Source organism: Mesorhizobium sp. C277A (assembly GCF_040324395.1).
Lineage (GTDB): Bacteria > Pseudomonadota > Alphaproteobacteria > Rhizobiales > Rhizobiaceae > Mesorhizobium.
Genome location: NZ_JAMYVW010000002.1, coordinates 5,315,966 through 5,328,915, shown reverse-complemented (window position 1 = coordinate 5,328,915; position 12,950 = coordinate 5,315,966). Strand labels below are relative to the sequence as shown.

The 12,950-nt window shown below is 62.7% G+C and carries 12 protein-coding genes and 1 pseudogene; 3 read left to right on the top strand and 10 right to left on the bottom strand.

All coding sequences use genetic code 11. The features are described from left to right. Positions 1-302: 302 nt before the first annotated feature. From NKK52_RS26365 to NKK52_RS26330, 8 genes and pseudogenes are all read right to left on the bottom strand, one after another. A pseudogene (locus NKK52_RS26365) lies at positions 303-725 on the bottom strand (type II toxin-antitoxin system VapC family toxin). Continuing rightward, positions 722-985 carry a type II toxin-antitoxin system Phd/YefM family antitoxin gene (locus NKK52_RS26360; protein WP_023684063.1) on the bottom strand — a complete coding sequence of 88 codons (264 nt, stop codon included), beginning with the start codon at positions 983-985 and terminating at the stop codon, positions 722-724. Before NKK52_RS26360 ends, NKK52_RS26365 begins: the two are co-directional and overlap by 4 nt. Positions 986-1,056: 71 nt before the next feature. Continuing rightward, on the bottom strand, positions 1,057-1,851 hold the full coding sequence (locus NKK52_RS26355) for an SDR family oxidoreductase (protein WP_023672334.1): 795 nt from the start codon (positions 1,849-1,851) through the stop codon (positions 1,057-1,059). A 30-nt stretch (positions 1,852-1,881) separates the two neighbouring features. Beyond that, on the bottom strand, positions 1,882-2,877 hold the full coding sequence (gene iolG, locus NKK52_RS26350) for an inositol 2-dehydrogenase (protein ID WP_023672333.1): 996 nt from the start codon (positions 2,875-2,877) through the stop codon (positions 1,882-1,884). Positions 2,878-2,990: 113 nt separating this feature from the next. Continuing rightward, entirely contained in the window at positions 2,991-3,773 is a 783-nt protein-coding gene (locus NKK52_RS26345; RefSeq protein ID WP_027049093.1) for an ATP-binding cassette domain-containing protein, read from the bottom strand. 2 nt (positions 3,774-3,775) lie between these two features. Then, positions 3,776-4,852, bottom strand: a complete 1,077-nt coding sequence (locus tag NKK52_RS26340) for an ABC transporter permease (RefSeq protein WP_023684064.1) — start codon at positions 4,850-4,852, stop codon at positions 3,776-3,778. A 161-nt stretch (positions 4,853-5,013) separates the two neighbouring features. Continuing rightward, complete coding sequence (locus NKK52_RS26335) at positions 5,014-5,955, bottom strand: sugar ABC transporter substrate-binding protein (RefSeq protein ID WP_023684065.1); 942 nt, start codon at positions 5,953-5,955, stop codon at positions 5,014-5,016. A gap of 375 nt (positions 5,956-6,330) precedes the next feature. Further along, positions 6,331-7,362, bottom strand: a complete 1,032-nt coding sequence (locus tag NKK52_RS26330; protein WP_023684066.1) for a LacI family DNA-binding transcriptional regulator — start codon at positions 7,360-7,362, stop codon at positions 6,331-6,333. A 174-nt stretch (positions 7,363-7,536) separates the two neighbouring features. Between NKK52_RS26330 and NKK52_RS26325 the strand changes: the two genes are divergently transcribed. From NKK52_RS26325 to NKK52_RS26315, 3 genes are all read left to right on the top strand, one after another. Next, positions 7,537-8,640: a fatty acid desaturase family protein gene (locus tag NKK52_RS26325; RefSeq protein ID WP_023684067.1), complete on the top strand. Its 1,104-nt coding sequence runs from the start codon at positions 7,537-7,539 to the stop codon at positions 8,638-8,640. An 85-nt stretch (positions 8,641-8,725) separates the two neighbouring features. After that, complete coding sequence (locus tag NKK52_RS26320; RefSeq protein WP_023672328.1) at positions 8,726-9,040, top strand: MocE family 2Fe-2S type ferredoxin; 315 nt, start codon at positions 8,726-8,728, stop codon at positions 9,038-9,040. A gap of 16 nt (positions 9,041-9,056) precedes the next feature. Continuing rightward, on the top strand, positions 9,057-10,274 hold the full coding sequence (locus tag NKK52_RS26315; RefSeq protein WP_023684068.1) for an NAD(P)/FAD-dependent oxidoreductase: 1,218 nt from the start codon (positions 9,057-9,059) through the stop codon (positions 10,272-10,274). A gap of 126 nt (positions 10,275-10,400) precedes the next feature. On the opposite strand, the gene NKK52_RS26310 is transcribed toward NKK52_RS26315, so the two are convergent. Both NKK52_RS26310 and hslU read right to left on the bottom strand, forming a co-directional pair. After that, complete coding sequence (locus NKK52_RS26310; protein WP_023739746.1) at positions 10,401-11,357, bottom strand: DUF1402 family protein; 957 nt, start codon at positions 11,355-11,357, stop codon at positions 10,401-10,403. A gap of 276 nt (positions 11,358-11,633) precedes the next feature. Continuing rightward, positions 11,634-12,947 (bottom strand): ATP-dependent protease ATPase subunit HslU, encoded by a 1,314-nt coding sequence (gene hslU / locus NKK52_RS26305; RefSeq protein ID WP_023672325.1) that lies wholly within the window; start codon positions 12,945-12,947, stop codon positions 11,634-11,636. Between the last annotated feature and the right edge of the window lie 3 nt (positions 12,948-12,950).

Below are 12,950 nucleotides of genomic sequence, written 5' to 3'. Positions count from 1 at the left end.
TAGTCGATGCGGAGGCGCTTGTCACGTGGGGTATGCGGAGACAATTCGGGATGGGCCGAATCCTCGCGATTTCGTCATCCCTGGGCGGAGCAGGAGCGAAGCCCCGTCGCGGAGACCCTGGGATCCATTCCGTGACCTGGGCCGTGGAGTGCGGCGGAGCAGAATTCTGGACCGTAGCAGCGCTCTGAAGTCGCGGCATGGATCCTCGGGTCTGCGCTGCGTCGCTACGCTCCTTGCTCCGCCCGTGGATGACGAAGTGCCGGCGGTTTCGCCAATCGCCAACACGTATAACGCGGAGCGGCTCATGCCGTCCATGGATCGAAGAGTTCAAGCCCTAAGCCTTCGAAATGTTCCGTATTGCGCGTTGCCAAGGTGAGCTCGTGCGCAATCGCAGTGGCTGCGATCAGGCCGTCCATCGACGATAGACCACGACCGCGGCGCTTGCCAAAACCCATCAGGTCGCCCCAGGCCAAGGCAACCGCATCGTCCACCGGCAAAACCCGCTGTTCGAAGCGCTGGGGCAGGTCCCGGGCGAGCCATTCGGCCAGCGCCTCGCGTTTGCGGCCCTCATCCATCAGAGAGACGCCGCGCCGGATCTCGGCGATCGACACTACGCTGATGAAGGAGCGGTCCTAATCAAGCTCGTCCAGCCAGCCCAGGACACGTGCGACAGGCGCTGGCCTCGTCACCTCGGACAGGACATTCGTGTCGAGCAGCAGTCTCACCGCGGCAGGTCACGCGGTTCGTCGCGCTGACGTTCAAGGTCGAGATCGGCGCCGCGCAGCGGCGAGTCCAGCAGGAACTCGGCAAGCGTACCCTTGCGTGCGATCTTGCGCTGCCATTCCTCGGCCGAGACGACAACCACGCTTGGTTTGCCGTTCTTGGTGATCGTCTGCGGCGAGGACTGTGCGCGCTCGATGACCTCGGAGAGCCGGGCTTTTGCCCCGGCAACCGTCCAGTTGGTGTCTTTGGATGACGTTAGCATCGCATGCTCGTGACTAGCCTGACTATCAGGACTATGTGGGAATGGCGATGTTGCTGCAACAGGGTTTGAGGCTACTCCGGCGAGGTCCCCGCGACGTTCTGGTCGTAGTCAACCAGCGAGCCGGTCATGACACCGGATTGCGGGCTGGCCATGTAGCTGATCAGCCGCGCCAGTTGGTCGGGCTTCACCAGTTGGCCCATGGGCTGGCCGGCCTCTGCCTTTGCCAGCCAGTCGTCGGAGGCACCGTGCCATTTCTTCTGCACGATGTCCTCGCCCTCGGTGTCCATCCAGCCCGGCAGCACGGCGTTGCAGCGGATGCGGTTGAAACGATAGGCGTTGGCGACGTTCTTGGTCAGCGTCGCCAGCGCGCCCTTGCTCGAGGAATAGGGCGCAAGGAACGACTGGCCGCAATGTGCCGACATCGACAGCACGTTGACGATCGAGCCCGGCGCCTTCTTGTCCAGCAGATGCGCCACCACGCCCTGCATCAGGAAGAAGGGACCACGCACATTGGTGTGGAAAATCTGGTCGAACACCTCTTCCGAAGTTTCGACAAGTGAACCACGCGCGGACGTGGCGGCGGCGTTGACCAGCGCGTTGATGGTGCCGAAATGCGAGATCGCGGTTGCCACCGCACGCTTGCAGTCCGCCACTTTCGAGACGTCGGCGCTGATGAAGATCGCATCGACGCCGGCCTTCTTGAAGTGGGCGACCGCCTTGTCGCCCTTCTCCTGCGAGCGGCCGATGAGCGCCAGCGCCTTGCAGCCCTCGTCGGCCAGCGCTTCGGCGACGGCAAAGCCGATGCCTTGCGCACCGCCGGTGACGATGGCGCGCGTGTTCGAATTGCGATCGGCGGATGTGCTCATCGCTCTGCTCCTGTGCCTTGGTTCCGGTTCTTACTTGTCGAGACGGACGGTCTTGCCTGATGTCGCCGACTTCAGCGCGGCATCGGCCAGCTTCAGCGCCACGAGGCCGTCGGCGCCGCTCGGCGATGCCTTCTTGCCCGAGGTTGCAGCAGTGATGAAAGCGGCAATCTCGATGGCGTAGGCGTCGAGATAGCGGGTCATGAAGAAATCGTGCAGCGGCGGGCGCGTATAGCCCTTCTCGTTGGCGACCTCTATCGACACCGGCCGCTGGTTTTCGGCGGCGACCATGCCTTTGGAGCCATGCACCTCGATGCGCTGGTCGTAGCCATAGGTGGCGCGGCGCGAATTGGAGATGACGGCCTGCTTCCCGGACGCGGTTTCGAGGATGACGCTGACCGAATCGAAATCGCCGGCCTCGCCGATCTTCTTGTCGACCAGCACCGAAGCATGGGCGCTGACCGCCGCCACCTCTTCGCCGAGCAGGAAGCGCGCCATGTCGAAATCGTGGATGGTCATGTCGCGAAAAATGCCGCCCGAGCGCTTGATGTAATCGACCGGCGGCGCGCCCGGATCGCGCGAGGTGATGGTGACCATCTCGACAGTACCGATGGCGCCGTCGTCGATCGCCTTGCGCACGGCGGCGAAGTGCGGATCGAAGCGGCGGTTGAAGCCGACCATCAGCGTCGCCTTGGCCTTGTCGACCACGGCCAGGCACTTCTCGACGCGCTTGACGTCGAGGTCGATCGGCTTCTCGCAGAAGATCGCCTTGCCGGCCTTGGCGAAACGCTCGATCAGATCGGCATGGGTGTCGGTCGGCGTGCAGATGACCACGGCGTCGATGTCCTTGGCCTTCTCGATCGCGTCGATGGTGCGCACTTCGGCGCCATAGGCGGTTGCCAACTCGGTCGCCGCCTTTTCAAAAGCGTCGGCAACGGCCACCAGTCTGGCCTGCGGGTTGGAGCCGACGGCGCGGGCATGGACCTTGCCGATGCGGCCGGCACCGAGGAGGGCGAAACGAACAGTCATGGGGTATTTCCTCTAGGGGGATGGGTTCGAGAGAGTTGTGTCTCCACCTTCCTTTTGAGAAAGGTGGCAAGATAATTTTTCGAGCACGCCAGAAAACAGGATGACCATCCTGTTCAGGCCGCGAGTTCCGCCTCCCCGGTCTTGGCGCCGGTGATGTAGGAGACGATGTCGTTGCCGTCGGTGTTTTCCTTGCGCAGGTTGGCGACGATGCGGCCGCGCCGGAAGACGACGATGCGATCGCACAGGTCGAACACCTGGCGCATGTTGTGGCTGATCAGGATCAGCGGCTCGCCATTGTCCTTCAGCGTGCGGATGATGTTTTCGACCTGCGCCGTCTCCTGCACGCCAAGGGCTGCCGTCGGCTCGTCCATGATGATCAGCTTGGAGGCGAAGGTCGCGGTCCGGGCGATCGCAACGCACTGGCGCTGGCCGCCCGACATGTGGCGAATGGTGTTGGACAAATTGGGGATTTTCACTGCCGTGCGGATCAGCGCCGCCTCGGTCGCCTTGCGCATGTATTTGCGGTCGAGGATCGAGAACGGGCCGAGATTGAAAAGCACCTTTTCGCGGCCGAGGAACAGGTTCGACGGCACGTCGAGATCGTCGGCCAGCGCCAGATTCTGGAACACGGTCTCGATGCCCGCCGTGCGCGCTTCGATCGGCCCGGCAAAATTCACTTCCCTGCCGTCGAACCAGATCTGGCCGCTGGTGCGCTGCTCGACGGCGGTGATCTGGCGCACGAAGGTGGATTTGCCGGCGCCATTGTCGCCCATGATGGCGACATGCTCGCCCTTGCGCAGCTCGAAATTCGCGCCTTCCAGCGCATGGACGCCGCCATAGCGTTTGGTCAGGTTTTCGGTCTTCAGGACGATGTCTGTCGTGGAGATATCTGGCATGGTCAAGCCCTCAATGCCCGCATGCGCTGGCGCCATTGGTCGAGAACGACCGCGCCGACGATGATCACGCCCTTGACCATCTCCTGATAGTAGGCGTCGAGGCGCAGGAAGGTGAAGCCGGAAATGATGACGCCGAAGATCAGCGAGCCGATCACGGTGCCGACGATCGAGCCGCGGCCGCCCGACAAAGAGACGCCGCCGATGACCGCCATGGCGATGGCGTCGAGCTCGTACATGACGCCCATGCCGGACTGTGCTGTCAGGTTCTTGGAGGAGAGCACGACAGCGGCCAGCGCGGCGAGGATGCCGGCAATGACATAGACGAGGATCTTGTGGTTGGCGATCTTGATGCCCGACATGCGCGCGGCATCCTCGTTGGAGCCGATGGCGTAGCAGTGCTTGCCGTAGCGTGTGTAGGTCATGATCAGCTGGAACAGCACCGCCAGCGACAGGAAGATGATGACCGGCATCAGCCCCTTGCCGATTCCAGCGAAACTTTCGGTCGGAAACGAGATCGGCTGGCCCTTGGACCACCATTTGGCAATGCCGCGCGCGGTCACCATCATGCCGAGCGTGGCGATGAACGGTGGAATGCGCGTATAGGCAATCAAGGAGCCGTTGACGAGACCGGCGAGCAGACCGCAGCCGATGGCGACCAGTACCGGCACGATCACCGGCAGGTCGGTCCAGCCTTGCGCCAGGAACATCGCCTTGGGGTTAGGGTTACCGTTGACCGTCGCCACCTGGGCAAAACTCATGGCGATCATGGCGGTGGCGCCGACGATCGAGCCCGAGGACAAGTCGATGCCGCCGCAAATGATCACCTGCGTGACGCCGATGGCGATGATGCCGACGATCGACACCTGCAGGATGATGATCTGCAGGCGGGCCTCATTGAAGATCCCGGCGACGTTGTCGCGCGTGTTGAACAGGAAGCTGTCGCCAAGAAAGATGCGGCCGATCAGTTCGAAGATGACGACCAGAATGACCAGCGCCAGGAAGACGTTGAATTCGGCCGGCCATGTCCGCCTCTTCGCGTCATAGCTGACCCCGCCGACGCCATGAGATGTCTGTGACATGCCTTGTCCTCCGTGAGGCCGCATTTGCCCTTCCGCCCCTCAGGGCGGTGGGGAAAACGGGAGCGGCGCGGTTGCGCCGCTCTCTTGTTTGTTTGTCGCAATTCCGGACGGAAAACCGCTTCACACTTTTTCCTGGAATTGCTTACGCGTGAGTTGCCGGCTCAGTTCTTCTTCAGGAACTTGTCGATGTTGGCCGGCGTAACCAGCTGGAAGGGCACGTAGACCTTGTGCTCGACCTTCTCGCCCTTGGCGAGCTTCAGTGCCGCGTCGAGCGCGCCGGCGCCCTGGCCGGCCGCATCCTGGAACACGGTGGCATCGAGGTCGCCGGCCTGCATGGCGGCAAGCGCGTCCTGCGTGGCGTCGACACCGCCGACGACGACCGTCTTCATGTCGATGTTGGCGGCCTTCATCGCCTGGATGGCGCCGATGGCGCTTTCGTCATTGTTGGCGATGACGCCGTCGAACGGCTTGCCGGTTGACAGCCAGTTGGTCATCAGGTTCTGCGCTTCGTCGCGGTTCCAGTTCGAAGTCTGCTTGTCGATGATCTTGATGAAGCTGCACTCCGGCGTGGCGATCACCTCTTCGATGTCCTTGGTGCGCTGCACGGCGGCCTGGTTGGAAAGCTCGCCCATGATGACATAGACATTGGCTTCCTTCTTGCCGGCCTCGGTGAACAGGCGGCAGACTTCCTTGGTCTCGAGCGTGCCTGAATCGGCCTCGTTCGACGCGACGAAGGCCTGGTTGTCCGGCAGCGTGTCGACATTGACCGGCTGGCGGTTGACATAGACCAACGGGATCTTGGCGGCTGCGGCGGCGTCCGACATCGCCTGCGTGGCCGAGGTGTCGACCGGGTTGACGATGATGGCGTCGACGCCCGAGGCGGCGAAGTTCTTGATCTGGTCGAGCTGCTTGGCGACGTCGTTCTGCGCGTCCTCGACCTGCAGTTCCACGCCGCTCATGCCCTTGGCCTGCTCGATCATGCCGTTGCGCAGCACGGTGAGGAAGTTGTCGTCGAACTTGGCCATCGACACGCCGACCTTGGCGGCAAAAGCGGACGAACTCATCAGCGCCGCAAAGGCGACGCCCAAAATCAGTTTCTTCATTGTGTTTCTCCTCCACATTGGTGTCCGGCTGCACCGATCTACCCGGAATCCCCGATAGCCCGAGGAATCTCTCCCTGATGCCTTCCTGTTCCGTATGGCGTTTTGTCCAAGGGATGGAACGCCAGGCTCCCAGTTTGAAACAGATGTTCCGGAACGAAAGAACCAAAATACCAATCTGATGAAATATTTATTCCATTTTTTCGCGAGACGTCAAGAGCGATTCCTAAGTCGGAAAGCGGATTTTCGGTCGCCGCGCCGCAATTTCACGTCGAATCAAGGCCGACAGCGGCCCAGGCCGAGTCTGAAGGCAGAATCTGATAGATTCTATCATCGCCGGGAGAGCCCACGCCGAACGGGTCGGCGCGGCAGAACGCGTTAGATATTTTCCGGCAGATAGATGTCGAAGGGCAGAAAGGTCTGGCCCGGCGCGTTGGCGGCGCCGGCCTCGATGGAATGCGCCATCAGGTCGACAAGCTCGCGGCACAAGGCGGCGAGCGGCGTCGAGATCACCATTGTCAGGATGTTGTCGGCGAGTGCCGCGCGCGATTCGGCGTTGATCTCGTTGCAGACGACCACCGGCATGTTTGCGGGCTTCGCTGCGCGCAGCGCCGAGACCGCGCCTTCCATGCCGCCGCCGGCGACATAGCAGCCGGCAAGATCCGGATACCGCACCAGGAGATCGATCATCGCATCGTGGGTGACCTGGTTGGCTTCCAGATTGACCAGCGTTTCCATCACCGTGAAGTCCGGCGCATGTTCGCGGAAGAAGGAGCGAAATCCGATCTCGCGCAGTTCATGGCCGTGGAAGCGATGACTGCCGACGAAAAGGGCGACCTTGCCGGGGTTCTTTGCCGCCCTGGCGATCATCCAGGCCGCGGTGCGACCGACCTTGCGATTGTCGAGGCCGACATATCCCTCACGGATGCCAGCGGCAAAGTCGGACAGCAGCGAGAAGACAGGTTGCCCCCTCGCTTTCAGCGACTCCACGACCGCCGTCAGCGTCGGATGGTCCGGACCGACAACGGCGATTGCTCTGGATTTCGCTGCCAGCTTGCGCATCTGGGCGGCGATCTCGTCGGCGGCTAGCGAGCTGGCGAAATCGATGGTGGCGACGCCGCGGAAGCGCTGCGATTGCGAGACCGCCATTTCTAGCTCCCTCGCGAAATCGCCGTAAAAAACATCATTGCCCCGCAGCAGCAGAAAGCCGAGGCGGTATTCCGGCAATTCCTGGCGCATGCGCCGCTTGATCAGCCCGGCGGCGTGGTAGCCGATGCCGGTCGCCGCCTCATAGACGCGGCGCGCGGTTTCCTCGCGCACCGGCAGCCGGTTGTTCAGCACCCTGTCGACAGTGGCGACGCTAACGCCGGAGATGCGCGCCAGATCGGTGATGGTTGGCCGTTTTGCCATGACTGTCCCGCATGAGTGCCTGCAACTGCTTACATCGTTCTGATGGAAAATGATAGAAACTATCTTTGTGATATTGAGACTATCACCGCATGGCGCTATTTTGCGCTCGGACACAGGCGCCTGTAATGGACATATCCGTCCTGACGGATGCTGTGGCCGACGGAGGCAGCCCCTATGGAAGCGACACTATCCACACCACCGTCCCGGCGCGACTACAGCCTGATCGGCCGCGACGCCAAGCTCGCCGTCGAGACCGGCCTGTCGGCGGCCGAGTGGTATCACACCGATATTCCGCGCAAGCAGATGAAGGAGCTGATGCAGCGCTCCGATGGGCCGGCGATCCGCGACACCACGATCTGGCTCGCCGCGCTGATCCTGAGTGCCGCCGGCGGCGCCTGGTTCTGGGGCAGCTGGTGGTGCGTGCCGTTCTTCTTCGTCTATGGCGTGCTCTACGGCTCCTCCACCGACTCACGCTGGCACGAATGCGGCCACGGCACCGCCTTCCGCACCCAGTGGATGAACGACGCGGTTTACCAGATCGCCTGCTTCATGATCATGCGCAATCCGGTGACCTGGCGCTGGAGCCACACCCGCCACCACACCGACACCATCATCGTCGGCCGCGACCCGGAAATCTCGGTGATGCGCCCGCCGGACCTGTTGCGCGTCGCGCTTGCTTTCGTCGGCGTGATCGACGCCTGGAAGGCGATGTCGGACATGCTGCGCAACGCCGCCGGCAATATCAGCGCGGCGGAAAAGACTTTTATCCCCGAACAGGAGCAGCCTAAAGCCATTCGCATCGCCCGAATCTGGACGGCCATCTATGCCGTCACCATCGCGATCGCACTGTATTTCGGCTCATGGCTGCCGCTGATGCTGGTCGGGCTGCCCCGGCTCTACGGCGCCTGGCATCATGTCATGGTCGGCCTGCTGCAGCATGGCGGGCTCGCCGAAAATGTCGTCGACCACCGGCTGAACAGCCGCACCGTCTACATGAACCCGGTCAGCCGCTTCATCTACTGGAACATGAACTATCACGTCGAACACCACATGTTCCCGATGGTGCCCTATCATGCGCTGCCCAAACTGCATGCGCTGATCAAGCACGATCTGCCGGCGCCGACGCCGTCGATCCTGGCCGGCTACCGCGAGATGATCCCGGCCTTTTTGCGCCAGCTGCGCAACGAGGACTATTTCCTCAAGCGCGAATTGCCGCCGACGGCGCGGCCGTACCGCGAGGAATTCCACAACGACGTCGTCGCCGCCGCGGCGGAATGATCGCGCGATTAAGCTTTTGTTTTGACGCAACTCCGAACGGAAAACCGCAACGCACTTTTCCTGGAATTGCTTTTGGGAGGAACACATGAGCGACTGGATCGAAGCCTGCGCCGCCGGCGACATCGACGAAGAAGATGTGATGCGCTTCGATCATGGCGGCCGCACCTTCGCCATCTATCGCAGCCCCGATGACGACTACTTCGCCACCGATGGCCTGTGCACGCACGAAAAGGTGCATCTGGCCGACGGGCTGGTGATGGATGACATCATCGAGTGCCCCAAGCACAATGGCCGCTTCAATTACAAGACGGGGGCGGCACGCGGCGCGCCGGTTTGCGTCAATCTCGCCACGTATCCGGTAAAGGTCGAGGCCGGCAAAGTGCTGATCCAGATCGGGTAGGACCATGCAGGCGGGAATGGTCATCATTGGCGCCGGCGAGTGCGGCGGGCGGGCAGCCCTTGCTCTGCGCGAGCTGGGCTATGACGGGCCGGTGACGCTGGTGGGTGACGAACCCCATCTGCCCTATGAGCGGCCGCCCCTGTCCAAGGACGCAATGACGAGCGACGCGCCCGAGATCAAGACGATCGCCAGCGACGAAATTCTGGCCGAGAAATCGATCCGGCATATCCATTCCGTTCAAGCGGTGGCGATCGACCGCCCGGCGCATATGGTGCGGCTGTCGGACGGTTCGGCCCTGCCCTACGACAAGCTGTTGCTGGCGACCGGCTCGACACCGCGCAAGCTGCCGATGCCGGGATTGGGGTCGCGCTGCGTCTACCTCCGCACCTTTGCCGACGCGCTGGCCATTCGCGCCCACCTCAGCCCGGCAAACCGCATCGCCATCATTGGTGGTGGCTTTATCGGCCTGGAGCTCGCCGCTTCGGCGCGCAAGCTCGGGGCCAGCGTCACGGTCATTGAGGCGCAGCCGCGCATCCTCATGCGCGGGGTGCCGGCGGAGATCGCTGAAATCATCCATCAGGCGCATGAGGCCGAAGGCGTGACCGTGCTCACCGGTCAGGGCATCGCTGATATCGCCGACGACGGCGCTGAGGTGCACATCATGCTCGCCGATGGGCAGGACATCGTCGCCGATCTCGCCGTCATCGGCATCGGCGCCGTGCCGGTGACCGGGCTTGCCGCGGAAGCGGGGCTGACCGTCGATAACGGCATCGCCGTCAATGGCGAACTCCAAACAATCGATCCCGACATCTTTGCCGCCGGCGACTGCTGCTCGTTTCCGCTCGCTGTCTATGCTGGCCGGCGGGTGCGGCTGGAAGCCTGGCGCAATGCGCAGGAACAGGGTGCGCTGGCCGCGAAGAACATGCTGGGCGCCCGCGAAGCGCATGCCGCGGTGCCATGGTTCTGGTCGGATCAGTATGGTTTGTCGCTGCAGATCGCCGGCCTTCCCGACGAGGGCAAAAGCACGGTCCGCCGCGATCTCGGCGACGGTGCTTTTATTCTGTTTCACCTCGCCGAGGATGGCACGCTGGTGGCGGCGAGCGGCATCGGTAGGGGCAATGCGGTTGCTCGCGACATCAGGCTGGCGGAGATGCTGATCGCCAAGCAAGCCAGGCCGGCGCCGAAGGCGTTGGGGTCGCCGGATGTGAAGCTGAAGTCGTTGCTGGCGGCGTGAAGGGCTGACCTACCCTCCCCCTTGTGGGGAGGGTCGCTGCGAAGCAGCGGGGTGGGGGTGCGGCACCGACCCCCACCCGGACCTTTGGTCCGACCTCCCCACAAGGGGAGGTAAAGGGCCCCAGCCCTAAAACAGCGCCTTCAGCTCGTCCAGCTTGTCGTTGACCAGCCAGCCGTAATAATTCTCTTCCGGCAGTTTGACCGTCTCACCCGCCGCGCGGCGCTTGTCGTTCTCTGCTTTCAGCGCATAGGCGCGCTGCTCGGGATTGCCGACATTGTAGAGCGTGGCGGTCAGCCCCGGGTTGCCTGAGATGTCGAAGCCGGCAATGTTTTTGTAGGCGTCGATCGACTTCCTGATCGTCGCTGCGACGTAGGGCAATGTCAGATCCGGATCCATGATGGTCTTGTAGACCCCATTGGGATCGCCGACATCGAGTTCGGGCAGCCCCGACACCTTGTGCACGAGATCGCTCATCTGCAGCGCGGTCAGCGGGTTGAGCTGGCCGAGGCCAAAGGTCTGGCCGGCATAATAGGGCTGGAAGAAGGTGGCGCCGAAGCGGTCGTTGGGAAAGCTGGTGCCGCCGACGGTCTTGCCGCGGAAGGAGCGGTTCCACACCTGCTCGCGGCATTCCCACAGGTCGTAGCTGTCCGACATTGTGCACTTCTTGAATTCCGGCCGCTGCACGAAATCGGTGATGTCCTCGCCGTCATAGGCGAAGGACAGCTTGCTGGAGAGGTAGGAGATCGCCTTGACGTAGTAGGTCTGCAGCCGGTCGTAGGCATCGACATTGTAGGTGTGCTCGCCGACGATGGCGCCGACGATGTGCAAGGGGTTGATGCCGTAAGCGGCAGCCGCCTTCCTGATCTTGGCGCGCAATTCGGCGTCGTTCTGCAACAGAGCGTAGACCTTGCGGTATTTGGCCTGGAAGGTGGTGTTGGTGGCCTGGGTGCGGCGGCTGGAGGCGCCCGGTATGTCAGGCTGCACGACATTGCGGTTGCCCGCCGGCACCAATGTCGCCGCGTCAGCCGCGAACAGCGTCGCCGCCAGCGTCAAGCCGAGAATGAGCAGGATCAGTTTTTTCATGCGCCGCCGCCTAGAGAATTGCCGCGCAAATTAGGTAAAGCTCCCGGTCGAGTCGAGAGCGCCCTTGCAGCCAGCAAGACGAAAGGTGGCCGCATGATACCATCCGGCCACACACGATGATGTTTGCCGGAAATTGGTGCCTAAGCATCGGCCCAAAAATCGAAACCGATTTTTGGAAAGTCCGATGCGTCGATTCAATACTGTTAGAGCGACCTTTGCGCGTCCAAAGGACGCGCGGCGCTCTAACACCGGCGCCGGATGAACCGGCGCCCTCGTTTAAAGGATGAATCGCGACAAATCTGTGTTTCTGGAGAGGTCGCCGACATGCTTTTCCACATAGGCGGCGTCGATGGCGACGCTGGTGCCGTTGCGGTCCGGCGCGTCGTAGGAGATCTCGTCCAGCACACGCTCCATCACCGTCTGCAGGCGTCTCGCGCCGATGTTCTCGACACTGGCGTTGAGGTCGACGGCAATGCCGGCGAGCGAATCGATGGCGTCGTCGGTGAAGGTGAGATCGACGCCTTCGGTCTTCATCAGCGCGATATACTGCTTGATCAGGCTCGCCTCGGTCTCGGTGAGGATGCGAATGAAATCATCCTTCTCCAGGGCCCGCAACTCGACACGGATCGGCAGGCGGCCCTGCAATTCCGGCAACAGGTCGGAGGGCTTCGAGACATGGAAGGCGCCCGAGGCGATGAACAAGATATGGTCGGTCTTCAACGGTCCGTATTTGGTCGCCACCGTGGTGCCCTCGATCAGCGGCAGCAGGTCGCGCTGCACGCCTTCGCGCGAGACGCCGGCGCCCATGCCGCCTTCACGCGAGGCGATCTTGTCGATCTCGTCGAGGAAGACGATGCCGTCATTTTCGGTCGCATCTAGCGCCCGGCGCACGACCTCGTCCTGGTCAAGCAGCTTGTCGGACTCGTCGTTGACCAGCAGCGCGTAGGATTCCTTGACCGTCGTCTTGCGCGCCTTGGTCTTCTTGCCGCCCATCGCCTTCGACAGCATGTCGTTGATGTTGAGCACGCCGATATTGGCGCCCGGCATGCCGGGGATCTCGAAGCCGGGCATGCCGCCGGTGCCGGTGTCGGCAACCTCGATCTCGATCTCCTTGTCATCGAGCTCGCCGTCGCGCAGCTTCTTGCGGAAACTATCGCGGGTCGCCGGGCTAGCCGTCTTGCCGACCAGGGCTTCCAGCACGCGCTCCTCGGCGTTGAGATGGGCGCGCGCCTTGACGTCCTCGCGCATCTTCTCGCGCACCAGGCCGATTGCGATCTCGACCAGGTCGCGGATGATCTGCTCGACATCGCGGCCGACATAGCCGACTTCGGTGAACTTGGTCGCCTCGACCTTGACGAAGGGCGCACCGGCGAGCCGGGCCAGGCGGCGCGAGATCTCGGTCTTGCCGACGCCGGTCGGGCCGATCATCAGGATGTTCTTCGGCATCACCTCTTCGCGCATCTGGCCTTCCAACTGCTGGCGGCGCCAGCGGTTGCGCAAGGCGATGGCCACGGCGCGCTTGGCGTCCTTCTGGCCGATGATGAAGCGGTCGAGTTCCGAAACGATTTCACGGGGAGAGAAGGTGGTCATATC